This is a genomic window from Mesorhizobium sp. M0909 (assembly GCF_040319515.1).
In the GTDB taxonomy this organism is placed as follows: domain Bacteria; phylum Pseudomonadota; class Alphaproteobacteria; order Rhizobiales; family Rhizobiaceae; genus Mesorhizobium.
The window spans coordinates 1-26,333 of sequence record NZ_JAMYOA010000007.1 but is presented as its reverse complement, the minus strand read 5'-3'; the positions used below and the strand labels follow the sequence as shown (position 1 = coordinate 26,333).

Annotated in this window: 27 protein-coding genes and 1 riboswitch; of the genes, 9 read left to right on the top strand and 18 right to left on the bottom strand. The window is 62.9% G+C overall.

What is annotated here, in order from left to right; translation table 11 throughout:
* Positions 1-10: 10 nt before the first annotated feature.
* The 3 genes from NKH83_RS12725 to folE form a co-directional block, all read right to left on the bottom strand.
* Complete coding sequence (locus NKH83_RS12725; protein WP_254818362.1) at positions 11-982, bottom strand: patatin family protein; 972 nt, start codon at positions 980-982, stop codon at positions 11-13.
* Positions 983-1,066: 84 nt separating this feature from the next.
* Positions 1,067-1,537: a phosphoribosyl-AMP cyclohydrolase gene (gene hisI, locus NKH83_RS12720; RefSeq protein ID WP_352479758.1), complete on the bottom strand. Its 471-nt coding sequence runs from the start codon at positions 1,535-1,537 to the stop codon at positions 1,067-1,069.
* Positions 1,538-1,547: 10 nt separating this feature from the next.
* Entirely contained in the window at positions 1,548-2,210 is a 663-nt protein-coding gene (gene folE, locus NKH83_RS12715; RefSeq protein ID WP_254818364.1) for a GTP cyclohydrolase I FolE, read from the bottom strand.
* Positions 2,211-2,450: 240 nt separating this feature from the next.
* On the opposite strand from folE, the gene NKH83_RS12710 reads away from it, so the two are divergent.
* The gene (locus NKH83_RS12710; protein WP_352479757.1) at positions 2,451-2,897 is read left to right on the top strand and encodes an iron-sulfur cluster assembly scaffold protein; all 447 of its coding nucleotides are present in this window, start codon (positions 2,451-2,453) and stop codon (positions 2,895-2,897) included.
* Here NKH83_RS12710 and NKH83_RS12705 read toward each other — a convergent pair.
* Positions 2,894-3,808 (bottom strand): LysR substrate-binding domain-containing protein, encoded by a 915-nt coding sequence (locus NKH83_RS12705; protein ID WP_352479756.1) that lies wholly within the window; start codon positions 3,806-3,808, stop codon positions 2,894-2,896. The genes NKH83_RS12710 and NKH83_RS12705 overlap by 4 nt on opposite strands.
* A 91-nt stretch (positions 3,809-3,899) precedes the next feature.
* Between NKH83_RS12705 and NKH83_RS12700 the strand changes: the two genes are divergently transcribed.
* From NKH83_RS12700 to thrS, 4 genes are all read left to right on the top strand, one after another.
* Positions 3,900-4,067 carry a hypothetical protein gene (locus tag NKH83_RS12700; protein ID WP_352479755.1) on the top strand — a complete coding sequence of 56 codons (168 nt, stop codon included), beginning with the start codon at positions 3,900-3,902 and terminating at the stop codon, positions 4,065-4,067.
* A 79-nt stretch (positions 4,068-4,146) separates the two neighbouring features.
* Positions 4,147-4,521, top strand: coding sequence for a membrane protein insertion efficiency factor YidD (yidD, locus tag NKH83_RS12695; protein ID WP_352805275.1), 375 nt, complete (start codon positions 4,147-4,149; stop codon positions 4,519-4,521).
* 145 nt (positions 4,522-4,666) lie between these two features.
* The gene (gene blaOXA / locus NKH83_RS12690; protein ID WP_352804820.1) at positions 4,667-5,482 is read left to right on the top strand and encodes a class D beta-lactamase; all 816 of its coding nucleotides are present in this window, start codon (positions 4,667-4,669) and stop codon (positions 5,480-5,482) included.
* 168 nt (positions 5,483-5,650) lie between these two features.
* The gene (thrS, locus tag NKH83_RS12685; RefSeq protein WP_352804817.1) at positions 5,651-7,624 is read left to right on the top strand and encodes a threonine--tRNA ligase; all 1,974 of its coding nucleotides are present in this window, start codon (positions 5,651-5,653) and stop codon (positions 7,622-7,624) included.
* A gap of 225 nt (positions 7,625-7,849) precedes the next feature.
* Here thrS and NKH83_RS12680 read toward each other — a convergent pair whose 3' ends face one another.
* The gene (locus tag NKH83_RS12680) at positions 7,850-8,815 is read right to left on the bottom strand and encodes an RgsD C-terminal domain-containing protein (RefSeq protein WP_352466968.1); all 966 of its coding nucleotides are present in this window, start codon (positions 8,813-8,815) and stop codon (positions 7,850-7,852) included.
* A 156-nt stretch (positions 8,816-8,971) separates the two neighbouring features.
* Between NKH83_RS12680 and NKH83_RS12675 the strand changes: the two genes are divergently transcribed.
* Positions 8,972-9,556 carry a nitroreductase family protein gene (locus NKH83_RS12675; protein ID WP_254818370.1) on the top strand — a complete coding sequence of 195 codons (585 nt, stop codon included), beginning with the start codon at positions 8,972-8,974 and terminating at the stop codon, positions 9,554-9,556.
* 18 nt (positions 9,557-9,574) lie between these two features.
* Here NKH83_RS12675 and NKH83_RS12670 read toward each other — a convergent pair whose 3' ends face one another.
* Both NKH83_RS12670 and NKH83_RS12665 read right to left on the bottom strand, forming a co-directional pair.
* Positions 9,575-10,456, bottom strand: coding sequence for an HpcH/HpaI aldolase/citrate lyase family protein (locus tag NKH83_RS12670; RefSeq protein ID WP_352804813.1), 882 nt, complete (start codon positions 10,454-10,456; stop codon positions 9,575-9,577).
* A gap of 3 nt (positions 10,457-10,459) precedes the next feature.
* Positions 10,460-10,909 (bottom strand): MaoC family dehydratase, encoded by a 450-nt coding sequence (locus NKH83_RS12665; protein ID WP_352508746.1) that lies wholly within the window; start codon positions 10,907-10,909, stop codon positions 10,460-10,462.
* 152 nt (positions 10,910-11,061) lie between these two features.
* Between NKH83_RS12665 and NKH83_RS12660 the strand changes: the two genes are divergently transcribed.
* Positions 11,062-12,183, top strand: a complete 1,122-nt coding sequence (locus tag NKH83_RS12660) for a DUF2336 domain-containing protein (RefSeq protein WP_352804811.1) — start codon at positions 11,062-11,064, stop codon at positions 12,181-12,183.
* Positions 12,184-12,351: 168 nt separating this feature from the next.
* Here the strand turns inward: NKH83_RS12660 and parE are convergent, their stop codons facing one another.
* Positions 12,352-14,403 (bottom strand): DNA topoisomerase IV subunit B, encoded by a 2,052-nt coding sequence (parE, locus tag NKH83_RS12655; RefSeq protein WP_352479748.1) that lies wholly within the window; start codon positions 14,401-14,403, stop codon positions 12,352-12,354.
* Between the two features lie 273 nt (positions 14,404-14,676).
* On the opposite strand from parE, the gene NKH83_RS12650 reads away from it, so the two are divergent.
* Entirely contained in the window at positions 14,677-15,846 is a 1,170-nt protein-coding gene (locus NKH83_RS12650) for a GGDEF domain-containing protein (RefSeq protein ID WP_352804808.1), read from the top strand.
* A gap of 71 nt (positions 15,847-15,917) precedes the next feature.
* On the opposite strand, the gene gcvP is transcribed toward NKH83_RS12650, so the two are convergent.
* The 4 genes from gcvP to NKH83_RS12630 form a co-directional block, all read right to left on the bottom strand.
* Positions 15,918-18,728, bottom strand: a complete 2,811-nt coding sequence (gcvP, locus tag NKH83_RS12645) for an aminomethyl-transferring glycine dehydrogenase (RefSeq protein WP_352804805.1) — start codon at positions 18,726-18,728, stop codon at positions 15,918-15,920.
* 16 nt (positions 18,729-18,744) lie between these two features.
* On the bottom strand, positions 18,745-19,113 hold the full coding sequence (gcvH, locus tag NKH83_RS12640) for a glycine cleavage system protein GcvH (protein ID WP_352508741.1): 369 nt from the start codon (positions 19,111-19,113) through the stop codon (positions 18,745-18,747).
* Between the two features lie 5 nt (positions 19,114-19,118).
* Positions 19,119-20,237 carry a glycine cleavage system aminomethyltransferase GcvT gene (gene gcvT / locus NKH83_RS12635; RefSeq protein ID WP_352804802.1) on the bottom strand — a complete coding sequence of 373 codons (1,119 nt, stop codon included), beginning with the start codon at positions 20,235-20,237 and terminating at the stop codon, positions 19,119-19,121.
* Positions 20,238-20,385: 148 nt separating this feature from the next.
* A riboswitch (glycine riboswitch) is annotated at positions 20,386-20,472 on the bottom strand.
* A gap of 117 nt (positions 20,473-20,589) precedes the next feature.
* Positions 20,590-21,417: a transporter substrate-binding domain-containing protein gene (locus NKH83_RS12630; protein WP_352804799.1), complete on the bottom strand. Its 828-nt coding sequence runs from the start codon at positions 21,415-21,417 to the stop codon at positions 20,590-20,592.
* A gap of 98 nt (positions 21,418-21,515) precedes the next feature.
* Between NKH83_RS12630 and NKH83_RS12625 the strand changes: the two genes are divergently transcribed.
* Positions 21,516-22,106, top strand: coding sequence for a DUF3011 domain-containing protein (locus NKH83_RS12625; protein ID WP_352508738.1), 591 nt, complete (start codon positions 21,516-21,518; stop codon positions 22,104-22,106).
* A 27-nt stretch (positions 22,107-22,133) separates the two neighbouring features.
* Here the strand turns inward: NKH83_RS12625 and NKH83_RS12620 are convergent, their stop codons facing one another.
* From NKH83_RS12620 to NKH83_RS12595, 6 genes are all read right to left on the bottom strand, one after another.
* Complete coding sequence (locus tag NKH83_RS12620) at positions 22,134-22,943, bottom strand: molybdopterin-binding protein (protein WP_352804796.1); 810 nt, start codon at positions 22,941-22,943, stop codon at positions 22,134-22,136.
* Position 22,944: 1 nt separating this feature from the next.
* Entirely contained in the window at positions 22,945-23,823 is an 879-nt protein-coding gene (locus NKH83_RS12615) for a cytochrome b/b6 domain-containing protein (RefSeq protein ID WP_352804794.1), read from the bottom strand.
* Positions 23,824-23,924: 101 nt separating this feature from the next.
* On the bottom strand, positions 23,925-24,602 hold the full coding sequence (locus NKH83_RS12610; protein ID WP_352804791.1) for a DUF1345 domain-containing protein: 678 nt from the start codon (positions 24,600-24,602) through the stop codon (positions 23,925-23,927).
* A 5-nt stretch (positions 24,603-24,607) separates the two neighbouring features.
* Entirely contained in the window at positions 24,608-25,075 is a 468-nt protein-coding gene (locus NKH83_RS12605) for a YaiI/YqxD family protein (protein WP_352804788.1), read from the bottom strand.
* A 66-nt stretch (positions 25,076-25,141) separates the two neighbouring features.
* A complete protein-coding gene (gene gfa, locus NKH83_RS12600) occupies positions 25,142-25,711 on the bottom strand; it encodes an S-(hydroxymethyl)glutathione synthase (RefSeq protein WP_352804785.1) in 570 nt (189 codons plus the stop codon).
* 70 nt (positions 25,712-25,781) lie between these two features.
* The coding region (locus NKH83_RS12595) for a zinc-binding dehydrogenase (protein ID WP_352804782.1) at positions 25,782-26,333 on the bottom strand (552 nt) is incomplete at its 5' end.

The window sequence follows — 26,333 nt, the reverse complement described above, 5'->3', positions numbered from 1 at the left end:
ACCGCTCGGCCTAAGCGAGGACGGTCTGCAGCCGGGTCAGATCGCCGATCTGCGCCATCGTTGCCTGGTAGCCGATACGGATTGCTTCGTCGGCGCGGTGGAATTCGGTCAGGCCGATATGGCTGAGCTTCGGCTGCAGCGATATGTCCGGCGGGTCGCCGGCCAGCCTGGCGCGCGAAATGCGGTCCTGGATGATGTTGAAGGCCTCTACCATGACGCCGGTGATGCCGAGCCGCGTCTCGCGCGACTGGCGTTCGGGATCGGCGTGGCCGGCCCGCGGCGCGTCTTTCTCGATGACCAGCTCGCCGGCGCTGTGCTTGATCACCGCGGCGCGGCCGAACAGATCGTAGTGAAGGTTCACCGCGACCACGAGCGGCTGCTCGTAGGCACGGCAGACCGAGACCGGCACCGGATTGACCAGGGCGCCGTCAACCAGCACACGCCCATTGCAGGCGACCGGCTCGAACACGCCGGGCAGCGCGTAGGAGGCGCGCATGGCGGTGCTCAACGAGCCGCTCGACAGCCATATCTCATGGCCGGTGCGGATTTCCGAAGCGACGCAGACGAACGGTTTTGGCAGGTCCTCGAAGCGGATGCCGGCTATGTGCTCGCGCAGCCGCGCATCGAGCTTCATGCCACCGAACAGGCCGCTGCCGCGTAGATTGAGGTCGAGAAGGCCAAAAATGCGCCGCCTGGTCAGGCTGCGGGCGAATTCTTCCAACTCGTCGAGCTTGCCGGCAACATAGCAGCCGCCGACCAGCGCGCCGATCGAGGTGCCGGCGATCATCGACACTTCGATGCCGGCTTCGTCAAGCGCGCGCAGCACGCCGATATGCGCCCAGCCGCGCGCACAGCCGCCGCCCAATGCCAGCGAAATCGCTGTTTTGCCCGGAGATTTGGTTTCGGATGCGCCCGCGGCCGAGGAGAGGCCATTCGCCTCCCGAACGTCAGGTCTGTTGCGCAATGACGCCCACTCGAGCATCACAATCTCCCTTGTCCCACGGTCATCCTACAGGCGGGCCGTATCGAAATCATGAATACACGTGGCTGAAGTGCTGCGAATGGTTCATATTGATGGTGTATTGGGCTTTCGATAGGTTTTTTCCGCATCGAACAGCGGCTTGCTGCCGTCGCTGGCAAGCGTCCCTTTGCCATCGCTCAGCCCCACCGTCCGATAAAAGCATGAACGTCGGCCGGTGTGACAAGTTGCTTCATGACCCAGCACTTTGACGCGCAACCATATCGCGTCCTGGTCACAATCCGTGAGCATCTCGACGACCTGCTGGACATTGCCCGAGGTTTCGCCCTTCTTCCACAGCGCGTTGCGCGAACGCGACCAGTAGTGCGCGATGCCGGTCTCGAGCGTCAGCGCCAGCGCCTCGGCATTCATATGCGCGACCATCAGCAGCATGCCGTCTTCGGCATCGGTGACGACGGCGGTGACGAGGCCGCCGGCATCGAAGCGCGGCGAAAGGACCGTGCCTTCCTCAAGCGCCTTCTTGTCTGAGGGAGCTTTCGGGAATTCCAATGCCGACATTCGCCGGTCCTTATTTGACGAAGGTGGGGCGGGTCTGATCAGTTCCGCCGCCGCGCACCATGGTGACGAAGCGGACCTGCTCTTCGGGTGTATCCTTGAAGGCGCCGGTGAAGGTCGAGGTCAGCGTGGTGGAGCCCTGTTTGCGGATACCGCGCATGGCCATGCACATATGCTCGGCCTCGAGCATGACGGCGACGCCGCGCGGATTGAGGACGTCCTGGATGACGCCGGCAATCTGCGCCGTCATCGCTTCCTGGGTCTGCAGGCGATGGGCGAAGATGTCGACGACGCGGGCGATCTTGGACAGGCCGACAACCTTGCCGTCAGGCAGATAGCCGACATGCGCCTTGCCGATGATCGGCACCATGTGATGCTCGCAATGCGAGTGGAAGGATATGTCCTTGACGAGGACGAGGTCGTCATAGCCGGCGACTTCCTCGAAGGTGCGGCCAAGTTCCTCGGCTGGGCACATATCATAACCGTTGAACATTTCGCGGAATGCCTTGGTGACGCGCTTCGGCGTGTCGATCAGGCCCTCCCGGTCAGGGTTGTCGCCGGTCCAGCGCAGCAAGATGCGCACAGCGGCTTCGACTTCGGCCTCGCTCGGCCGGTCGGTGACCGGCTTTTCCATATAGGCAGACCGCGGCATAAGTTTCTTGATAACGGCGTCCATAAAGGCGTCTCCCGTAGTTCCTCTCTCAGGAGGAACGAGTTGAACGGACCACGACCTTTCGGGTGTCAGAAACTCGCCCGGTTTCCAGCCCGTAAGTGGCGTGAACAGAATTGGGCACGACGAGGTTTGTGGTCGCCTTGTCGATACCCGACTACCGCCATTATATATGTTCGTGCCGAGCGAAAGGAAGACGCCAGAGCGGCAATGACTGTTCGCTGGGCGGCGACGGATTGGAAAAATATGATCGACGATGTCTACAATGCGAAAATTCTGGGTTTTGCTGGAAACATCGCACGGATCGGCCGGCTCGACCGCCCCGACGCAACCGCACGAGCACATTCCAAGCTGTGCGGCTCGACGGTGACCGTCGATCTGAAAATGGATCATGGCGTCGTCACCGATTTCGCGCATGACGTGAAGGCCTGTGCGCTTGGCCAGGCGTCCTCTTCGATCATGGCGCAGCATGTCGTCGGCGCCAGCGCCGAAGAATTGCGCAGCGTGCGCGAGACGATGCTGAAGATGCTGAAGGAAAATGGCCCGCCGCCCGAAGGCCGCTTCGCCGACCTGAAATACTTGGAACCGGTGCGCGACTATAAGGCGCGCCACGCCTCGACCATGCTGACGTTCGACGCAGTGGTCGACGCCATCGGCCAGATCGAGAAGAAGCGGGCGGAAGAGGCGGCTTAAGCCTTGGCAAGGAAACGCCGGCTTTCGGCGAATTCCGCCCGGACCCAATCGGCAAAAGCCCTGGCCTGCTCTGAAAGGTCATTCAGCCTTCTGGCCACCAGCCAATAGGCGCCGGACGCGACGTCGATGTCGAAAGGCTTGATCAGCGCGCCGGACGCAAGTTCTTCGCCGATCTGCAGAAGATCGCCCAGCGCGACACCATGTCCAAGCAAGGCTGCCTGCTTCGAAAGCGAAGCATCCGCCAGCATCGGGCCGCGCGCAGGCACGGCCTCAGCCGCCACGCCGGCCGCTTCGAACCAGCGCGCCCAAGCCTGACGGTTTTCTTCGTGCAGCAATGTGTAGCGACCAAGGTCGATGGGTTTTTCCAGAGCTGGGCCGGATGCAAGAAGCGCCGGCGACAGGACTGGTGAATCGATGACCGCGGCAAGCTGTTCGGCTTCGCTGCGTGGCCATGAGGTGGCGTGCGCACTGAAGCGCAGGGCAAGTTCGGGCTGATCGCTGCGAAACTCTATCAACCTCGGGTCGACCTCAAGGGAAACGTCGATATCGGGTCGCAACTCGCGAAAGCGGTTGAGCCGCGGCACCAGCCATTCGGATGCAAGCGATGGTTCGACGCTGACACGGACCACGGACTGCGTCTGGGCCGCCGTCAATTCCGAAAGCAGCCTGTCGATGCCCTCGAAACTTCTGACCAACTGGTCGAGCAGCCGCCGGCCGGTGTCGGTCAACTCGACGCGGCGATGATGGCGGAAGAACAAAGGTTGGCGCAGGAAGGTTTCGAGCTCGCGGATCTGGCGGCTGATCGCCGCCTGCGAGACATAAAGCTCCTCGGCCGCACGGCTGAAGCTGAGGTGACGACCGGCTGCTTCGAAGCTTCTAAGCGCCGTCAGGGGGAGGTGTCCGCGCTTCATTCGCATAACTCAGAGTTATCTGACGTGGACGTTATACTCGTTTGAAGGGCAAGGCCAGCGGCGCTCTAATCGGCGCTCAAGGAGTGCTGCCATGATCCAGTTTCTCAACGTTCTGGTCGATGTCGTGCGGATCGCGACGTTTCAATGGCATGACGAGAAACCGCATAGGGATTGGTGCGAGGAGAGACCGCCGACCAGCGTCGCCGTATGCCGGAAGCCGACGCCCGACCGCTGCCCGGCTCGCCGTGCCAGGCCATGACGGGGTTGCCGGAACGCCATTGCGTTCCTGGCCCGATGCGCACATCTATCGTGTTGGAAAACGTGATGTGGAGACTACGGTGGTTGGCCAACATCGGCATGTGCACGGTGCCAGGCCGATTCGACAAGGACGCAACTGGCCTGGCCCGTGGCGCAAGACGCCGGGCCGCCTCCTCGGCACGTCGCTCGTCCGCTTCTACCAGCTGACGCTGTCAGGCTTCGTCGGCAATTCCTGCCGGCATCTGCCGACCTGTTCCGAATACGCACATGAAGCGATCGCCCGCCACGGGCTGTGGGCCGGCGGCTGGATGGGGTTTTTCCGGGTGCTGCGCTGCGGACCATTCGGAACGCATGGCATCGACCGCGTACCGGAAATCCTGGCTGATCGTTACCGTTGGTTCACGCCATGGCGGTACTGGCGGATCGGGAAAAAACGTGGCGACCTGGACAGTTGACCGCAACTGTTCGGTGAACAACCGGACCGCTTTTACGATCTGGTAGGGTTAACCGCAGCTTGCGCGGACGTAGCGCATTTAAGACAAAATCGAGACAAGACGCCTCGCTAAGCCGCTCCTGATACCCTTCAGGAGAGATTGCCAAATGCGCCGGATAGATCGTCTTCCCTTCGTTTTCGCCGTGGTTCTCTATGTCCTGGCGTGGCTGTTGGGCTTTCCGATCCGTGCGCAATCGGCGCCTCTCGGGGACGTCGAATGCACGCTGATCGTCGACGCCGCGAGCGGCGAGACGCTGTACCGGCAAGGGGTTTGCGATCAGCGCGTCAGCCCCGCCTCGACATTCAAGATTCCGCTGGCGCTGATCGGCTATGACGCCGGAATCCTGGGCGACGAGCATACACCGAATTGGGAGTACAAAGCGGAGTTCAACGCGCCGAAACGGGACCGCAAGACCGTCGACCCGACGATCTGGGAAAGGGATTCGGTCCTTTGGTTCTCACGCGAGATCACGCGCCGGCTCGGCAGCAAACAGTTTGCCGGCTATGTGTCCAGATTGGACTATGGCAACACCGACGTCTCCGGCAATTCCGGCAAGAATGACGGCCTCACCCATTCCTGGGTGAATTCTTCGCTCGAGATATCGCCGGTCGAGCAGGTCGATTTCCTGCGCAAGCTGCTGGCGCGGAATCTGCCGGTCTCGGACAAGGCCCATGCGATGACCAATGCGATTGTCCCGACCTTCCCGGCGGGCGGCTGGACGGTGCAGGGCAAGACCGGGACGACCAGGCTTGGCGACGATGCCGACAAGCGCTCGCTTGGCTGGTTTGTTGGCTGGGCGCAGAAGGATGCTCGCAAGATCGTCTTTGCCCGCCTGGTAATCGATACGGAACGTTCCGACACGCCGAAGGGGCTCAAGACGCGGGCGATGTTCCTGAAAGAGCTGCCGAATCTCCTCGGGTGACCTAAATCCGGCTTTACGGCGCCGAAAACTGCCCATAAAAGACCGCTCGCCGCCGGACGCATCCGGCTCTTACTTGATGTAAGTCGCAACCCCAAAATCGCTACGCAGTTTTGGGCGACGTGCATTTTACCACCCGCGCTCGTTTGCGGGACTGGATAGGAGAATTTAATGCTGAATTCCGTTTCCCTGACATTTCCCGATGGCTCCGTCCGCGACTACGACGCGGCGATGACCGGCGCCGGCCTGGCGGAATCGATCTCGAAGTCGCTGGCCAAGAAGGCCGTTGCCTACAGCATCGACGGCACGCTGCGCGATCTTTCCGACCCGATCGGCAAGCCGGGCAAGGTCGAGATCATCACTCGCGAGGACCCGCGCGCGCTGGAGCTCATCCGTCACGATGCAGCCCATGTGCTGGCCGAGGCCGTGCAGGAACTTTGGCCGGGTACGCAGGTGACTATCGGGCCGGTGATCGAAAACGGATTCTACTACGATTTTGCCCGCAACGAGCCGTTCACGCCCGACGATTTCCCGGTGATCGAGAAGAAAATGCGCGAGATCATTGCGCGCAACAAGCCGTTCACCAAAGAGGTATGGTCGCGTGAAAAGGCGAAAAGGATCTTTGCCGACAAGGGCGAGCGCTACAAACTGGAGCTGATCGACGCCATTCCCGAGGATCAGGATCTCAAGATCTATGCGCAGGGCGACTGGTTCGACCTTTGCCGCGGCCCGCATATGGCCTCGACCGGCCAGATCGGCAGCGCCTTCAAGCTGATGAAGGTCGCCGGCGCCTATTGGCGCGGCGATTCGAATAACCCGATGCTGACGCGCATCTACGGCACGGCCTGGGCCGACCAGGCGCAGCTCGAAGCCTACCAGACGATACTCGAGGAGGCCGAGAAGCGCGACCACAGGAAACTCGGCCGTGAGATGGACCTGTTCCACTTCCAGGAGGAGGGGCCGGGCGTCGTGTTCTGGCACGCCAAGGGCTGGAGGATGTTCCAGAACCTGGTCAATTACATGCGTCGCCGCCTCGACGAGCAGGGCTATCAGGAAGTCAACGCGCCGCAGGTGCTCGACAAGAGCCTGTGGGAGACATCAGGCCACTGGGGCTGGTACCGGGACAACATGTTCAAGGTGACGGTTGCTGGCGACGACACCGACGACGACCGGGTGTTTGCGCTGAAGCCGATGAACTGCCCCGGCCACGTCCAAATCTTCAAGCACGGGCTGAAGTCCTACCGCGATCTGCCAGTAAAACTTGCGGAATTCGGCAATGTGCATCGCTATGAGCCGTCCGGCGCGCTGCACGGGCTGATGCGCGTGCGCGGCTTTACCCAGGACGATGCCCACATCTTCTGCACCGAGGAACAGCTCGCCGACGAGTGCATCAAGATCAACGATCTGATCCTCTCGACCTATGCCGATTTCGGCTTCGACGAAATCACCGTCAAGCTGGCGACCCGCCCCGAAAAACGGGTCGGCACCGACGCGATGTGGGATCATGCTGAGGGCGTGCTGCAGGACGTGCTCGACAAGATCGCGGCGCGGTCGGGCAACCGGATCAAGACGGGCGTCAATCCGGGTGAGGGCACGTTCTACGGGCCGAAGTTCGAATATGTGCTCAAGGACGCCATCGGCCGCGACTGGCAATGCGGCACCACACAGGTCGACTTCAACCTGCCGGAGCGTTTTGGCGCCTTCTACATCGGCTCCGATTCGGAAAAGAAGCAGCCAGTGATGGTGCATCGTGCCATCTGCGGCTCGATGGAGCGGTTTCTAGGCATCCTGATCGAGAATTATTCCGGCCATTTCCCGCTCTGGTTCGCACCGCTGCAGGTGGTGGTGGCGACGATCACTTCCGATGCCGACGATTACGCGCGAAAGGTCGTCGCGCAGCTGAAGGCGGCCGGGCTGATTGCCGAAGCCGACCTGCGCAACGAGAAGATCAACTACAAGGTCCGGGAGCATTCGCTGGCCAAGGTCCCGGTCATCCTCGTCTGTGGCAAGCGCGAGGCCGAGGAAGAAACGGTCAATATCCGCCGTCTCGGTTCGCGCGACCAGGAATCGCTTGGTCTCGCAGCTGCCGTGAAGCTGCTTGCCGACGAGGCGGTGACACCCGACCGCAAGCGCCGCGCGGCCTGAACCAGCCGACCTGCAATGAATGGCGGTGGAGCGATCCACCGCCATTTTCATATGACTGTTGCACCGCGCGCCTATCCGGCAAATCGATCGACGTGCGCTTCGGTCAGGTGCTGAATGAGACGAATTGCTCGAGCGGCTTGTCGTCGATCCGGCTCTGGTCGTATGGCGTGGCCACGCGCAGTTGCTGGCGCGACGCATGCGCAAGGCAGCTTAGAGGGGCGCGGCTTAGTCGGCGCCTTCCTCGGAATCGATAGCCGAAGCCTCTGTGGCCAGAACCTCGATGTCCTGGTTGTGCCCCGCCACCACCGTAAAATCCTTCTGGTAGATGCGGTCGCGGTTCTTGGCGATGATGGTGTAGTCGCCCTCGGCCAGCACCATCGAGGCAAAGGCACCGACGGTTTCCTTGATCGGATCGCCGGATTCGTTCAGCAGCGACCAGGAGGTGTCGGCGATCGCCTCGCCGCCCGGTTCGCGCACCAGCTTCATCGTCATCTCGGCGGCACGGTGCTCGACCGTCGCTTCGGTGAGCTTGCCGGCCTCGACGCGGATGTCGGAGCGGATGACCGCATTCACAGCGCCATAGGTCGACACAACGTGGTAGGTGCCGGCATTGAGCCGCACGACGCTGTTCGGCTCGACATCGGGTATGATCAGGGCGCGATCGCCGTCGGCCGCGGCGTGGCTCTCATAAATCGAGAAGCGCAGCTTCTTCGGCGGTATGCGTACCCCGCCGGACAGCACGGCATCAAGCTTGAGGCCGCCTGCATCGAGCACGAGGCTCTCGCGCTTGGCTTCCTTGCCGACGGTGATTCGCTTGGTGGCGCCGGCCCGCCCGTAGGAGGCGTGGACCAGATAAGAACCCGGCTCGAGCTGGAATACGGCGGTACCGCCATGCGCGGAGGCGACCATCGGCAACTTGCCGTCGCTGGCCGATTCGGGCTTGAAGACGCGCCAGACGATGCCGCGCGTGATGTCGGCGCCCTTGTCTGTCAATTGCGCCGACAGCGTGATTGCCCCGCTGCTCCCCAACGCCAGCGATGTCTCGCTTTTCGGAGGCGCATAGCCCGAAATTCCGGGAAGTTTCAGTTCGCCGAGGCCGTCCACATCCTGGGCGACGGCGAGCGAAACCGGCACCATCAACAGTGCGGCAGCGAGCCATATCAGGAAAAGACGCAATGTCCCCTCAAACATGCCTTGCGTTGAAGCCCAAGGCGGTGGCAATTTCAAGGCTTAAGAGTCCGGTCGGCTTCTGCTACAGGGCTCTTTGTCCGGCGCGCTGCGCCAATGCCCAAGCCGCCCGATGTCCCGATGGTGCGCTTCAGCTCAAATTCCAGGAGACTTGCGCCCATGGCGTCGCCGATCATCGATTTTCTGCTGACCCGAAATTCCGCGCCGATCCCAGATCTGAAAGAGCCGGCACCGGGCGATACGGAGATCGCGACGATGATCGCCGCCGCCTCGCGGGTGCCGGACCACGGCCGGCTGGAGCCCTGGCGTTTCGTCCTCTATCGCGGCGAAGCTCGCGTCGAGATCGGCAAGAAGCTGGCGGCACTTGCCGAGCAGCGCGAAGGACCGCTGCCGGAAGGCCGTCGCAACCAGGAATTGGCGCGCTTTTCGCGGGCGCCGCTGGTTATCGGCGTGATCTCGATCCCCAGGGAAAATCCAAAGATCCCGCAATGGGAGATGTTCCTGTCCGGCGGCATGGCCGCGATGAACCTGATGCTCGCCGCCAATGCGCTGGGCTACGGCACCAACATGATCAGCAACTGGTATTCCGACGTGCCCGAGGGCAGGGCGATCCTCGGCTTGGCGCCGCATGAGCGGGTCGTAGGCTTCGTCCATATCGGCTCCTACCAAGGGCCGGCACCGGAGCGGCCACGGCCCGATCCCGCAAAGCTCTATGCCGATTATTCGGGGCCGTGGGTGGGATAATTTCGGCGCGGAACAGACCTAAGCGCCAAGCCCAGCTACCCTGGCCCGCGCCAGGAGCCGCTCGGCCAGTTTTAGGTGCGGCCGGTCGTACATCTTGCCGTCGATTCCGACGACGCCGGGGTTTCCCGCCGCCTTAAATGCCTCGACGATCGCCAGGGCGCTTTTCACCGCTTGCGCCGAAGGCGTGAAGGCGGCGTTGATGACCGGCACCTGCGCCGGATGGATCGCCATCTTCCCGGTGAAACCGTCGCGCTCGGCCTCGGCGCATTCGGCCTCGCAGCCCGCCATGTCGCGAAAGTCCGGAAAGACGGTGTCGATTGCCGCGACTTCCGCGGCACTTGCGGCAAGCATGGTCATGGTGCGGGCGAGGCGGAACACATCCGTGTAGCGGCCATTCGCGTCGCGCGTCGCGCGCGCGCCGATCGCCGCCGACAAATCTTCCGCCCCCCAGGTGACGCCGACAAGCCGCGCGCTTGCACGGGCGTAGGTCGCTGCGGCCAAGACGCCTGCGGCCGTTTCTGTGATGATCGGCAGGATCTTTATAGCTCCATCCGGCAGGCCGCTTTCAGCTTCGTGCACCCTGAGCTTGGCCGAGAGATGCTGGACATCCAGTCCGCTGTTCGACTTAGGCAGCATGATGCCGTCTGGTTTTGCCGGCACGAGCGCTGCCAGATCGTCGTCGGTCAGTCCGGTCGAAAGATCGTTGACGCGCACATAGATCGCGGAGCTGGTTTGGTGCCTGTGCCCGGCGATGAAACGCGCCGCTGTGTCGCGCGCCAGCCCCTTGTTCTGCGGGGCAATCGAATCCTCGAGATCGACGATGACCACGTCGGCACCCACGCCAAAGCCCTTTTCCAGCTTCTTTTCCGAATCGCCGGGGACGAAGAGCAAAGAACGCATCGGCTACGCCTTTTTCATCATCATGGCTTGCCTCGTGCATTTGGCAACCAGCATGTCGTTCTGGTTATAGGCGCGATGCTCGAACTCGACGATACCGCGGTCCGGTTTGGACCTGGAGTCGCGCACCGAAACCACCGTGGTCTCGACGCGAATGGTGTCGCCGTGGAAGACGGGGTGCGGAAACACTGTCTCCTTCATGCCGAGATTGGCGATGGTGGTGCCGACGGTGATGTCGTTGACCGAGATGCCGATCATCAGGCCAAGCGTGAACAGCGAATTGACCAGCGGCTTGCCCCATTCGCTCTTCGCCGCGAAGTCGAAATCGATGTGCAGCGGCTGCGGGTTCAGCGTCATCACCGAAAACAGCATATTGTCGCTTTCGGTCACGGTCTTGCGCAGCGTGTGCTTGAACACATGGCCGACAGCGAACTCCTCAAGATAAAGCCCGGCCATGGTCGATCTCCTCTGCTGCTTAAAGGGTGATAGGCGTTGCATACCGGGCTCGCAAGCCAGTTAACGAACATGGTGAACCGTTCGTAAACCATTTGTGCCTACGGTCGCGACAGGGGCCAGAAGCGTTCTGGCAAAGGGCGTAAGCAGGCGACATGGTCGTTTCGCATTTCCTGAAATGGATCCACACGGCGAAGGTGTCGGAGCGCGTTGCAGCGGCAAGCGCACTTGCTCGCGCCTATGTCGATTCGGACCTGCCTTTCGAGGACCGCTGCGCTGCTGAGGCGGCGCTGACATTGCTGCTCGATGACGCATCCTCGAAGGTGCGACTGGCGATCGCCGACGCGCTTTCCATGAGCCATCATGCGCCGCCGCAGATCGTCAGCGCGCTGGCCTCGGACCAGCCGGAAGTCGCAGCCCTGGTGCTGGCGCGGTCGCCACTGCTTACTGATGCCGACCTGATCGATCGGGTTGCCGGCGGCCAGAAAGCGACGCAGAAGGTGATCGCCGACCGGCCGCGGGTGTCGATGTCGGTTGCGGCGGCGATCGCCGAGATCGGCGAGCCGGAGGCCTGCACCACGTTGCTCGCCAACAGCGGCGCCGACATCGCATCGATCAGCTTTCGGCGCATGGCCGAGCGGCACGGCCATCTGCCTCTGGTGCGCGAGGCGCTGATTGCCGACGCGCGCCTGCCCGCCGATTGTCGGCATTTGCTGCTGGTCAAAGTGGGCGAGACGCTCAAGGGCTCGCCGCTGGTGCTGGGGCTGATGGGCGCCGCAAGAGCCGAGCGCGTCACGCGCGATGCCTGCGTCAAGGCTTCCGTGACATTGATCAAAGGCACGCGTGCCGAGGAACATACAGCGCTTGTCGAACATCTGCGTCTGCGCGGTGACCTGACCGCAAGCTTCGTCATCCGCACCATCGCGCACGGCAAGGTCGACTTCTTTGGTTCGGCCCTGGTCGCGCTCAGCCAGCAATCCGAACAACGGGTGAGAGCACTGCTGGCCGGCGGCCATGACGTGGCGCTGCAGGCACTGTTCCGCAGTGCCGGGCTTGCCGCCGCCACCCACGCCATCATCCTGCGCGCGCTGAAGGTCTGGCGCGAGGTCGCCAATGGCAAACGCCTCGCCGGCGTGCAGGAAGTCAGCTGGCTGATGCTGAAGGAATTGGGCGGGCAGTCCGCCGCGGGCGATCTCGCCGGGCTGATCAAGTCGATCCATCTCGACGCGTTGCGCGAGAACGCGCGCGGGCACGCGCTGGCGATCGCGGCTGCCTAAAGCAATTCCAGGAAAACTGTGAAGCGGTTTTCCGTCCGGAATTACTTTAGAACAAAGGAAAGAGCGGTTCGGCGTTTCCGTGAACGCTGAACCGTTCCAGGCCTCGTCCTTCGCGAAAATATCCGGGTAGCAACAACCGCCGTCTGTGGCTCACCTGGCAGAAGACGCTCAGATATCCAGCACTTCCGTCTCGGCGAATTCCGCGCGTTCCTGGATGAAGCGGAAACGGGCCTCGGGCTTGGTGCCCATCAGTGCGTCGACAGCATCCTTGGTCGCCGCCTCGGCGTCGATCACATCGACCCTGAGCAGCGTGCGCTTTCTCGGGTCCATGGTGGTTTCCTTGAGCTGGGCGGCCATCATTTCGCCCAGCCCCTTGAAGCGGCCGATCTCGACCTTGCCGCGCCCGGTGAATTCGGTGCGCAGGAGTTCGTCCTTATGCGCGTCGTTGCGGGCATAGCCGACCTTGCCGCCTTGGCGGATCGAATAAAGCGGCGGGACCGCCAGGTAGAGATGGCCGCCGCGGACCAGGTTTGGCATCTCCTGGTAGAAAAAGGTGATCAGCAGCGAGGCGATATGGGCGCCGTCGACATCGGCATCGGTCATGATGATGACCCGGTCGTAACGCAGGTCCTCGTCGCGGTATTTCGAGCGCGTGCCGCAGCCCAAGGCCTGGATCAGGTCGGATATCTGCTGGTTGCCGGCAAGCTTGTCGCTGCCGGCACTGGCGACGTTGAGGATCTTGCCGCGCAGCGGCAGCACCGCCTGGCTGGCGCGGTCGCGCGCCTGCTTTGCCGAACCGCCGGCCGAATCGCCCTCGACGATAAAGAGCTCGGCGCCGGCGGCGGCATTCTGCGTGCAGTCGGCGAGCTTGCCGGGCAGGCGCAGTTTGCGCACTGCGCTCTTGCGCGACACTTCCTTTTCCTGGCGGCGGCGCACCCGTTCGTCGGCGCGCGCGATCACCCATTCGAGCAGTTTCGAGGCCTCCTGCGGATTGTCCGCCAGCCAGTGGTCGAACGGGTCGCGGATGGCGCTTTCGACGATGCGGATCGCCTCGATCGTCGCCAGCCTGTCCTTGGTCTGGCCGACGAATTCCGGTTCGCGGATGAACACCGACAGCATGCCCGCCGCCGAGATCATCACATCCTCGGAAGTGACGATCGAGGCGCGCTTGTTGCCGACCAGATCGGCGTAGGCGCGCAAGCCGCGCGTCAGGACGTTGCGGAAGCCGGCCTCATGCGTGCCGCCCTCCGCGGTCGGGATGGTATTGCAATAGGAATTGATAAAACCGTCGCCGCCGAACCAGGTCACGGCCCATTCGAGCGAACCGTGACCGCCCTGCTTCTCGCTCTTGCCGGCGAACATTTCACGGGTGACCTGGAATTCGTCGCCGAGCGAGGCTTTCAGATAATCCTTGAGGCCGCCCGGAAAATGGAATTCGGCCTTGGCCGGCGTCGTGTCCTTTTCCCTGATCAGCGAGGGATCGCAGGTCCAGCGGATTTCGACACCGCCGAACAGATAAGCCTTTGACCGCGCCATGCGGTAGAGCCGCGCCGGCTCGAACGCCGCGCCCTTGCCGAAAATCTGCTCGTCTGGATGGAAGCGAATCTTCGTGCCGCGCCGGTTGTGCACCTCGCCGAGCTGCTCAAGGCCGGTCACCGGAACGCCTCGTGAGAAGCGCTGGCGATAGAGCTTGCGCCCAATCGCGACCTCGACCTCGAGATGGTCGGACAGCGCGTTGACGACGGAAACGCCGACACCGTGCAGGCCGCCGGACGTCTCGTAAACCTTACTGTCGAACTTGCCGCCTGAATGCAGCGTCGTCATGATGAGTTCGAGCGCCGGCTTCTTGAATTTCGGGTGCGGATCGACCGGAATGCCGCGGCCGTTGTCGGTGACTGACAGGTATCCGTCGGCGGAAAGCTCGACATCGATGAAGGTCGCATGGCCGGCGACCGCCTCGTCCATCGAATTGTCGATGACCTCGGCAAACAGATGGTGCATCGCCTTGTCGTCGGTGCCGCCAATGTACATGCCCGGGCGGCGGCGCACCGGCTCCAGCCCCTCCAGCACCTCGATGTCGGCGGCACTGTAACTCTCGCTGGCGTCGCGGGGCGCCGGCCGCTTCGCCGCCTGCACCAGCGGATCGGCCGGGCGCGCGGCGGCGCGAGCAGGCTGAGGCTGCTTGTCCAATTTGGCGAAAAGATCGTTGTTGTCGTCCATGCCGGTCCTGGATTCCGATGCTGCGAATCACCACCCGATACTGCCACGCTTTTCGCGGGCAGGCGACGGAGGTTCCTGTTACGTTCGAGGATAGAGCCTCTTACTGCAAAACCATTCGACAGCCAAGCGGCGGAAATGGGGTCGAAGCTTGGAGCATCGACGTTTTGTAAACCCTGTCCGAAGGTTACGCCGGAAGATTGGCTAAAAAGCGGTATTTGCGGACTGTCGCTGACCTAGAATGCAGCGGAACGCTCAAGAGGCTGTCGCTTAAGCATGTTGGATTACAGTTCGCTCCTGCTCGCGGCGGCGCTGTCGGGCACGTGCCTCAGCATCACCATGTTTGCGATCTGGTTCAGCGCGCCACAGGCACGCTTTGTGCTGACGGTGGCGTGTGGCATTCTCGTGCTCGTCGCACATGTGGTGTTGTTCTGGCATTACACGAGGGATCCAAGCCTCTGGCTTTGCCAGATCGTGCTTGCGCCTCTCAGCCTCGGTTTCCTGATTATCTGCCTGTCGGCCATGCAATATCTCGGCATAGGCGATTACAGGCGCGCCATCTTGCCGACCTTGGTTGCGATGGCTGTTTGCGCGGGCGCGACGTATCTCGGGTTTGATGGTGTCGGCTTCATCGTCACCTACGCGACGGTAACGGCGCTGCTCTCGCTCATCGGGGCGATGTTCTGGATTGAGGGTGGTCACGATCGACGGATATTGCTGGTCGTCTCGTTCCTGAGCGGCGTCTGTGCGCTGTCGTTCGGACTTTGCGGCGCGGTCCTGCTGGTCAAGGGGCAATGGGTGCTGGGTGTTGCGCCCGACAATTGGGCCGAGCGGGTGAATTCCGTCGTAGCCGTCGCCTGCATGACCGGGCTCGGCGCATTGACGCTCTCCCTGCACCATTTGCAGGCGCAGATCGAATTGAAGGCCGAGACGATGACCGATCCATTGACCGGGCTGATGAACCGGCGGGCGTTGACGGCACTCTATGGCGAGCGGGTCTTCGGTCCGTTCATGTCCGTCGCCATGTTCGACCTCGACCATTTCAAGAGGACGAACGACGTTTTCGGTCATCCGGTCGGCGACCAGGTTCTGCGCCGCTTTGCCGCCGTCATCAGGAAATACGCCAGGACCGGCGTCGACGCGTTCCGGTTGGGCGGCGAGGAGTTCGTGCTCGTCATGTCGCGGATGACGGAAGAGAAGGCTTATGACATTGCGAGCAAGATCAGCGTCGCCTTCGGCACGGAAGTCGTGGCCACACAACTTGGTCCGTTGCGAAGCACAGTCAGCGGCGGCATCGGCTTTGGCGGAACAAACGGCACCGGTCTCGACGATGTGCTGGCCGAAGCCGACGCAGCACTCTATGCGGCAAAGCGCGCCGGGCGAAATCGCGTCGTCGTTCGGGACCGGGCGAGCAAGGCCGACGGGCCGGCCTTGCGTTCTGCCTGATTGGGGTTTCTAGCTTCTTGTTAGACCTATGATCTTGTCGGAAAACCGGATTCCACTTTCGGAATCATGATCTATTCCGCCGCACCCAGATATTCCGACAGCGGCGGGCAGGAGCAGACCAGGTTGCGGTCGCCGGCGACATTGTCGATGCGTGACACCGGCGGCCAGTACTTTGCTGCCGTATCGGCATCGCCGGCGGGGTAGGCCGCCTCCAGACGCGAATAGGGATGGGTCCATTGGCCGGCCAATGCCTCGGCGGCGGTGTGCGGAGCGTTGACCAGAGGATTGTCGGCCAACGGCCATTCGCCCTTCGCCACCTTGGCTGCCTCGCCGGCTATGGCGATCATGGCCTCGCAGAAACGATCCAACTCGCGCTTGGGCTCGGATTCGGTCGGCTCCACCATCAGCGTGCCAGCGACCGGGAACGACATGGTCGGCGCGTGGAAGCCATAGTCGATCAGCCGCTTGGCGATATCGTCGACGCTGATGCCGGCGCTGTCCTTGAGCACGCGGGTGTCGAGGATGCATTCATGCGCGACGCGTCCGTTGCGCCCCTTGTAAAGCAGGGGGAAATGCTCGCCAAGCCGCGTCGCCACATAGTTGGCGGAGATGATCGCCGTCTCGGTTGCCTGCTTCAGGCCGGAAGCGCCCATCATGCGAATATACATCCAGGTGATCGGCAGGATCGAGGCGCTGCCGAACGGTGCCGCCGCCACGGCATGGACCGAGCCTTCGGTGACGTGGCCGGGCAGATGCGGCTTCAGATGCGCCTTGACGCCGATCGGGCCGACGCCGGGGCCGCCGCCGCCATGCGGGATGCAGAAGGTCTTGTGCAGGTTCATGTGGCAGACATCGGCGCCGATATCGCCGGGACGGGCGAGGCCGACTAGCGCGTTGAGGTTGGCGCCGTCGAAATAGACCTGGCCGCCATGGCTGTGGACGAGGGCGCAGAGGTCGCGCGCGCCTTCCTCGAAGACGCCATGCGTCGAGGGATAGGTGAACATCAGCGCCGCGAGATTATGCGCATGCTCGGCCGCCTTGGCCTGCAGGTCGTCCATGTCGATATTGCCGTCCTCGGTGCAGCGCACGACGACGACGCTCATGCCGGCCATGGCCGCACTTGCCGGATTGGTGCCATGCGCCGAGGAGGGGATCAGGCAGACGGTGCGATGGCCTTCGCCACGTGACAGATGATAGCGGCGAATGGCGAGCAGCCCGGCATATTCGCCCTGGCTGCCGGCATTGGGCTGCAGGGTCACCGCGTCGAAGCCGGTGATCTCCGCCAACCAGCCTTCCAGCTCGTCGATCATGGCGCGATAGCCTATCGAATGGTTTGCCGGCGCGAAGGGATGCAGGTTGGCGACATCAGGCCAGCTCACTGGCATCATTTCGGCGGCGGCGTTGAGCTTCATGGTGCAGGAGCCGAGCGGGATCATGGCGCGGTCAAGCGCCAGGTCCTTGTCGGCCAGCCGGCGCAGGAAGCGCATCATGTCGGTTTCCGAGTGATTTTCGCGGAACACGGGCTGGGTGAGGAACTCCTTGCCGCGCGGTTTTCCTGGCATGGAACTGCCGGCGGCAACGCCGGCCTTGGCGCCGAAAAGTGCTGCGATCGCCTCCAGATCGGCTTCGGTGGAGGTCTCGTCGAAGCTGATGCCGACATGGTCGGCGTCGATGACGCGCAACAGGAGGCCCGTCTTTTCTGCGGCGGCGGCAATCGCGCCGGCTCTGCCCTTCACTTCCACAGCCACCGTGTCGAACCGGCTTTCGCCGACCACCGAAACGCCCGCTGCCTTGAGGCCGGCAGCCAGGCGGTTGGCCAGCGTGTGGACGCGGCCGGCAATCGCCTGCAGCCCGGCAGGGCCATGCCAGATCGCGTAGGCCGTCGCCATGTTGGCGAGCAGCGCCTGTGCGGTGCAGATGTTGGAGGTCGCCTTGTCGCGGCGGATATGCTGCTCGCGTGTCTGCAAAGCCAGGCGATAACCGGGACGGCCCTTGCTATCCGTCGACTGGCCAACGAGCCGGCCGGGCATCAGCCGCGTCAGCCTGTCGGAGACGGCGCAATAGGCGGCGTGCGGCCCGCCAAAGCCCATCGGCACGCCAAAACGCTGCATCGGGCCGACGGCGATGTCGGCGCCAAGCCTGGCCGGCGCATCGGTCAGCGTCAAGCCAAGCGGGTCGGCGATGAAGACGACCAGCGCGCCGGCGGCACGGGCCTTGTCGATCGCTGCCTTGTGATTGCCGTAGACGCCGAATGTATCGGGCCAGGAGACCAGCAGGGCGGCGGTGTTGTCGTCGATCACCTCGCCGTCCACCTCGATGCCGAGGGGCTCGGCGCGGGTGCGCACGACGTCCAGCGTCTGCGGGTGCGGCGTGCCGGCCAGTGCCACCTTGGTGCGCTTGTCGCGATGATGGCGCAGCGCAATGCCGACCGCCTCCGCCACCGCCGTCGCCTCGTCGAGCAGCGAGGCCGATGCCACCGGCAGGCCGGTCAATTCTGTCACCAGCGTCTGGAAGTTGAACAGCATTTCCAGCCGGCCCTGGCTGATCTCGGCCTGGTAAGGCGTGTAGGCGGTATACCAGGCCGGGTTCTCGAAAAGGTTGCGCTGGATTACCGGCGGCACATGGACGCCATGATAACCGGTGCCGATGAAGCTCTTCAGCACCGTGTTCTTTGCCATCGTCGCCGCGAGCTCGGCCAGCGCTTCCGCTTCGCTTGCGGCGGCGGGCAGGGCCAGCGGCCGGTCGAGCCGGATCGACTTCGGCACTGCCTGACTGATCAGGGTCTCGACCGAAGGGACGCCGATCGTCGCCAGCATGGCTCTGACGTCATGGAGGCCCGGGCCGATATGGCGAGCCGAGAAGGGGTAGGGTGCTGCGGTCATCTTCCTGGTCCTGCTATCAACCAATATGGGCTTTGTAAGCGGCTTCATCGAGGAGGCCATCGAGCTGGCTCTCATTGGCCAGCTTCATCTTCCACAGCCAGCCGTCGCCGGTTGCCGCCGAATTGACGAGCGAAGGATCGGCCGACAGCGCGGTATTGGCCTCGGTGATCTCGCCGTCGACCGGCGCGTAGACATCCGATGCGGCCTTGACCGATTCGACCACCACGGCGGTGTCGCCCTTGGCTAGCTTTCTGCCCAATTCCGGCAGCTCGACAAAGACGAGGTCGCCGAGCTGCTGCTGCGCGTAGTCGGTGATGCCGACGGTGGCGACGCCGCCCTCGACGCGCAGCCATTCGTGATCTTCGGTGAAATAGGTCTTTGCCATTGAAATCATCCTTTGCGGTAGCGATGGGGCGTGAAGGGCAAGGGGTGGATGTCGACCGGGATTTTCGTCCCGCGGACATCGGCGAACAGTTTTGCGCCGGATTTGGCAAGCGGTGTCTGGACGTAGCCCATGGCGATCGGATGACCGGCCGAGGGGCCGAAGCCGCCGGAGGTGACGTGGCCGGCAGGGTTGCCGTCGGCATCGAAAAGGGCAGCACCGGCGCGCACCGGCTGGCGGCCTTCCGGCTTCAGGCCGACGCGTTTTTGCGCCGGGCCGCGCTCCACGATGGCGCGCAGCGCATCGGCGCCGATGAAGGCGCCAGAGGCGCGAACCTCGTTGGGGATCGCCCACATCAGCCCGGCGCTGGCCGGATCGATCTCCGGCGTGATGTCCAGCCCGTGCAGGCACAGCCCGGCTTCGAGCCGCAGGCTGTCGCGGGCAGCAAGGCCGACCCACATCACCCGCTCGTCCTCGAGCAGCCTGGCGACGAGGTTTCTTGCATCCGCTTCCGGCAGGCCGATCTCGAAGCCGTCTTCGCCAGTATAGCCAGACCGGCTCATGAACCAGTTTTCGCGCGGCTCGATGCCGTGCATGAACACCAGCGAACCGGTCTCGATGCCGGCGCGGGAAAGGGCAGCCCACGCTTCGGGGCCCTGGATGGCAAGGAAGACGCGGTCGAGTGCGTCCACCTTCACGTTGAAATCGCCCTCTGCTTCGAAATTTTTGGCCAGTGCGCGCAGATGCTTTTCGTCGGCGGCGGCATTGCCGGCATTGGCGACCATCATGAAGCGCTCGGCGCCGAGCCTGGTGACGATCAGATCGTCCAGAATGCCGGCGGCCTCGTTGAGGAAGAACGTGTATTTGGACTGGAAAACCTCAAGCGCGCCGGCATCGAACGGGCAGGCGCGGTTCAGAAGCGCTGCTGCCCCCGGACCGCTGATTTCGAACAGCTTCATGTGCGAGATGTCGAACAGGCCGGCATGCTCGCGGCTGTGCAGATGCTCTTTCATCACACCGGCCGGATAGGTCAGCGGCATCGACCAGCCGGCGAAGGCGCCAAAGCGCGCACCGGCTGCCACATGCAGATCTTCGAGGGGAAGGTGTTTGGTGTCGTCGCCCGTCATGTCATCTCCAGAGTCGCACGCAAGCGGCCGCGAATGGCGACCAGTCCGTGCCCCTCTGTCTGAAGCCTGAGAGACTCGCGCCCCGTAACTCTGTCGGCAGCGCTTACACCTTCGGCGCGGGGGCAAGCCCCGACTTTCCAGAGTGTCTTTCCCGTCTACGGTTCTTTTGCCTGAGAGATTTCGGGCGATTTCCCCTTCGGCGGCAGCTCTCGCTGCTCTCTCCCGCAAACAGGTAGGACTCGGTCAGGAGCCCTCGACTCGTCATCCATAGCCCGTGGACGACACCTTGTCACCTGCCAGCGACATTTTTACTGGCAAGTCTTCGCTGCATCGTCGCAAACAGGTCGCGACCCTATTGTTTTGCGGGCTCGGGCTTGGCTGTCTCGAAGCGCGACATCCATTTGAAGCTGCCGAACCAGTAGCGGCGAACGCCGCCTATGGTGCCGTCGGCGGTGCGCGCGCCGATCCAGTTGTTGACGTATTGGATGAGGCGGACATCGTCCGGCCGCATGGCAAACGCTTCCGGCGTCCGCAACAGCGGGCCGCCCACCAGCTTGAGCTTGGCGTCATAAAGCCTGGCGGCCATTTGCGGCGTCGGCGATGTCGCCACCATCGCCTGTGCTTGCCCGCTGATGACGGCGGCGAAAACATCGGCCGCATTGTCGAATGACACGATGGCCGCTTTCGGGAATGCTTCCCTCGCGGCGGCTTCGTCCGTCGAGTTGGAGAGCACGGCGATCTTGTAGCCCGGCGCCGCCAGTGCCTTGCCCGGCCTTTTCCCAAGGCTGGCGATCGTCGCCACCATGCGGATATCGGCGGTACCGGTCTGGTCGGAGAACACCACCTCGCGTGCGCGTTCCGGCGTGCTGGCGTAGCCCGCCGCGATCATGTCGAACTCACCCTTGAGCAATCGCGTCTTGAGGTCGTTCCATGGCACCTCGATCAGCTTCAGGTCGACGCCGAGATCGGACGCCAGCCCACTGGTCAGGTCGACATCATAGCCGGCGAACTTCCCGTCGGGCTTCTTGAGGATCCATGGCGGGTTGAGCGCGACGCCGACTGTCAGTGTCTTCTGATCGATGATGCGCTTGAGGCTGTCGTCCGCCCGGGCTGGCAGCAGCGACAAAGCCAACCATGCAGAAAGGGCAAGTATAATAGTGGCGATAATCTTAGCGCGCATTAATATAACCTCACTGAGCCCGTCCGGTTGTCAGACTTACACAGAGGTGCCATTCTGTCGATAGCGGACCCTGATGGAGAGTTGCAATGTCGGCACGGATGGCGGTTACCGGTTCGATGATGTTCCTGGGTTGCATCCTGGGCAACCCGGCGAAGCTTTCGTTGCTGCCGGCGGCAGCGCAGGCTGCGGGGGCAAAACGCGTGGTCTGCTCCAGCGCCGATTACCGTTATTCCTATTGCGGGGTCGATACGCGACGTGGCGTGCAGTTGACCTCCCGTCTATCGAAGGCGCGTTGCGTATACGGTAGAAGCTGGGGCTATGACGGCGGCGGCATCTGGGTCGACAATGGTTGCTCGGCCGAATTCGCAGTCGCCGGCCCCAACCGTAACCCCTCTGCTGGCGACCTCGCCGCAGCCATTATCGTCGGCGGCGTGGTAGGCGCCATTCTCGACAACAGCAATTCGCATCGCCATCATTCCGATAATTACTATCCGAAGCCGCGCCCGCGCCGTTACGACCAATCGATTGATCCGACGCCGCAATTCGACAATCAGGGCAATCCCAACTTCGATACCCACGGCAACTACCAAGGACCGCACGGGCTTGGGAAGCTCGTCACCCCGGACGATAATCCCGACCTGAATCCGGCCCTGCGGAGCGACGGCGACGACAGCGACGATGACAGTTAGTTTAGGTGAAACTGAGATCAGTTTCAGTCAGATGCCGCCGTACCAGTCGTAGCCATTGTCCTCCCAATAGCCGCCTCTGCCGCCGCCGATATTGGCGAAGCCGTCGACCAGCTCGATCTTGTAGAGGTATTTCGGCATCTTGTAGCCGAGCTGGCGCTCGACGCGGACGCGCAGCGGCGCGCCGTTCTCGACCGGCAGCGGCTTGCCGTTGAGGCCATAGGCAAGGATCGTCTGCGGATGACGGGCATCGATCAGGTCGATCGAGCCGTAATATTTGATATCGCCGGCAAGGCTGCGGTCGATCGTATCGAGGCAGTGGAACATGACATAGCGCGCCTGCGGCTTGACCACGGCCTCGTCGAGCACCAGCGACAGCGGCGTGCCGGTCCATTTGGCAATGCAGCTCCAGCCTTCGACGCAGTCGTGGCGGGTGATCTGGGTGCGGCTCGGCATGTTCATCAGCTGCTCGCGGGTCAGCGACAGCGGCTTTTCGACAAGGCCGGAAACCTCCAGCCGCCAGTCGGCGAAATCGCTGGCGAGCAGGCCCTTGTAGAAATCGTCGTCGGGTGCGGTGACGCCGTTCGGCCGCTGCGGCTGGCGAATGTCGGCCTCGGTGAATTCCGGCGCCAGCGCATCAGCGCCGGCAAGCAGTCGCTGCGCCCGCCAGGTCAGGCCATTGGCGCTTTCGAGGAAGCTGCGCAGGCTGTCGCCGACGCCAAGCTGGCTGTCGAAGGCGTCGCAGCCCGACAGCATGATGCCAGAAAGGCCGAGGCTGGCCGAGGTCAGGAACTTTCTTCGGCTTATCTGTGGCTTGGGGCTGATCTCAAATTTCGCCATGTCAGGCACTCCTCTCTGGCGCATTGTCGGCATGCGCCGGCGGGTCGGTTCGATACCAGCCGGTGATGATTGAGCGCAGCTCGTTGATCGGACCGGCGGCCAGGATCATCAGGATGTGGATAATGAAGAAGGCGACGAGCAGCAGCATCACCGTGAAATGAATGGTGCGCGCCGTCTGTCGGCCGCCGAGCAGATCGTTCAGGAACGGCAGCACCGAATCCATGCTCGGCGACATGGCAAGGCCGGTGATGATCATCAGCGGCAGCAGCACGAACAGCACGCCGCCATAAGCCATCTTCTGCAAGGTGTTGTATTCGCGCCTGTGGTGAAACCTGAACCTGGCGTGGTCGACAATGTCTTGCGGCAGCCGCCTGATGTCATCGAGGCGCGGGGCAAGATCGCGGCGCAAATGGCCGTTGATCAGGCTGGCGACCAGCCAGACCAGCAGCGTGGTGGTCAGCACCCAGGCAAAGAAGAAATGAACGACGCGCGCGGTGCCGAGATCGTAATAGGAAGGGATCGTCGCCCAGGACGGGAAAGCCCGGGAAGTCTCCTGGCCGGCCGGACCCGACCAGCCGAGCACGCCGGTAGTATCGAAGCGCTTGCCGAAGATTTCGGTATAGCCGCGCGGGCCAGCCGCGGTATTCTCGGCGCCAATGGCGAAGATGGTGTTGTTGTAGCCAAAGCCCGACTCCTTGCCGATGTAGAGCTGCGGGCGGGCGTTGAAAATCTGCAGGCCGGAAAGCAGCATGAAGAACAGCGCGATCGCCCACAGCCAATGGGTCAGCCGCGTCCATCGTGACTGGCGATAGATCAGCGTCGCATCGCTCGGCGCGGCGGTATCTGCTCCGGCGGCTTGGTTTCTGGCAAGCGATTCCATCTGTTGTTCCCTCCAGCCGCGCGTTCGCCGCGGCCTGTCAGATCTCTTCTCCTCCCAATACGTCGCCAGCCTAAGCGATGTTTCACCCGATCACGGATTTATTACGGACCGCCGAGGCTGACGGCGAGGTTGACCGCGGCTGCCACGATGACGGTGTTGAAGAAGAACGACAGGATCGAATGCACAAGCACGACACGGCGCATTTGCGAGGTCGTGATGTTGGTGTCGGCGGTTTGCGCCGTCATGCCGATCACTGTCGAAAAATAGAGGAAATCCGAGCCCTCCGGCCGCTTGCCGCCGGGGAAGTCGAGGCCGCCGACTGGAATCCTCTTTTTGGTGTCGCCATCCATCGCATCGCCGTCCAACCAATAGAGATGTGCGTAGTGAAGTGCCGCCATGGCATGGATGGTCAACCAGCCAAGCGGGATAGACAATAGCGCGACCGTAAGCTCGACGGGATCCGCGCTCTTCTCCCTGTTGATCAATTGAAACAACGAAATGATGGCAATTGCGACCACAACCAGAGTGACCGCGAAGATCGCCAGTACCGGCAGGTCCGTGTCGCCGGCATTCTTGCGCAGATAGCTGCCGGTAAGCCGTGGCATGTGGGCGACGACAAGAACGAGATAGGCGGCAAAGAACACATTGGCGCCGATCGAATAGGCAAGCGGCGCACGCCAGATCAGCGCTGCGCCAAAGGCTGCCACGCCGATGCAGGCCGACACCGCAAACAGCGTGTGGCGTCGCATGGGCATCTTAGTCGGGGTACCAGTCGCCATGGCCTTCAGTCCGCTGACGCGGATTTCAGCGCTCGCCGTAGGACGCGGTCAAGCTCGCCTAGGAACCGCGAGCGATCCTGCGGCGCGAAGCTCGAATTGTGGCCCTTGCTCTCGCCGGTTTCGCGCAGGTGCTGCTTGAGATCGCGCATCGCCACCGCCATGCCGATCGTTTCGGGCGTAAACGGGCGTCCGGTCGGACCAAGTACGTGGGCGCCAAGCGCCACCGCGCGCGCGGCAAGCGGGATATCGGCGGTCACCACAATGTCGTTGGGCCGGGCATTTTCGACGATCCAGTCGTCGGCGGCATCGGCGCCCTTGGGGACGACGACATTGCGGATCATCGGATCGCGCGACGGACGCAAGCCGCCATTGGAGACGAAGGTGACGACAATGCCGTGCCGCTCGGCGACTTTTTCGACCTCGGCCTTCACCGGGCAAGCATCGGCGTCGACGAGAATAGCAGGTGCGGGCATCGTTGTTCCAAATGTGAAAGAGCCGGGCGGCGTCGCCCGGCTCGATCGATGATAGTCGAGCGGCTACTAGGCCGGCAACGCGCCGGATCTCTTGGCCGTCCAGGTGGCGATATAGTCCATCAGGCCAGGATTGAGGCAATCATAAGGTTCGAGCCCGATCGACTTCAGCTGTGACCTTATGCCGTCCATGCGGCTCGGATCGACACCGGACTCGATGATCGACGAGACAAAGGCGGTGAAGCCCGGCGGCGCCCAGCCATCCTCCTGGAAGCGTTCCGGATGGATGAAGGACAGCCCCTTGAAAGCGTGGTCGCGCTCGACCGGGCCGTGCATGTGGACGCCGCAGCCGGTGCAGGCATGGCGCAGGATCAGCGCGCCCGGATCGACCACCTTCAGCTTGTCGCCGTTTTCGGTCACCGTCACGTCGTTTGTACCGGCAACCGCCACGACCGAGAACAGCGCGCCTTCCGGCTTCCAGCATTTGGTGCAGCCGCAGGCATGATTGTGGGCGATCTGGCCCTTGACCTTCACCTTGACCGGGTTACTGGTGCAGGCGCAGACCAGCGTGCCGCCGGCAAAGTCGGGCTTTTCCCGGGGCAATCCATTGTCGATTTTAGGATGCAGTTTTTCCGGCATTTTTGTCTCCTCCCGTGTTGAACATCTGCATTGTCGGCCGTTGGCTGGTTAGCCGGCGGCTTTCTCCTCCTCAGTAAACCACCACGCTCCTGATCGACTTGCCTTCATGCATCAGGTCGAAGCCCTTGTTGATGTCCTCGAGCTTCAGCGTGTGGGTGATCATCGGATCGATCTCGATCTTGCCGGCCATGTACCAGTCGACGATCTTCGGCACGTCGGTGCGGCCGCGCGCGCCGCCGAAGGCGGTGCCCATCCAGGTGCGGCCGGTGACCAGCTGGAACGGCCGCGTCGAGATCTCCTGGCCGGCGCCGGCAACGCCGATGATGACCGACTTGCCCCAGCCGCGATGCGACGCTTCAAGCGCCTGCCGCATGACTTTGGTGTTGCCGGTGCAGTCGAAGGTGTAGTCGGCGCCGCCGATCTGGTCGGCGCCGCGCTTGGTCATGTTGACGAGATGGGCCACGATGTCGCCGTCGATCTCCTTCGGATTGACGAAATGCGTCATGCCGAATTTCTCGCCCCATTCTCGTCTGTCGCTGTTCACATCGACGCCGATGATCATGTCGGCGCCGGCAAGCCGCAATCCCTGGATGACGTTGAGGCCGATGCCGCCGAGGCCGAA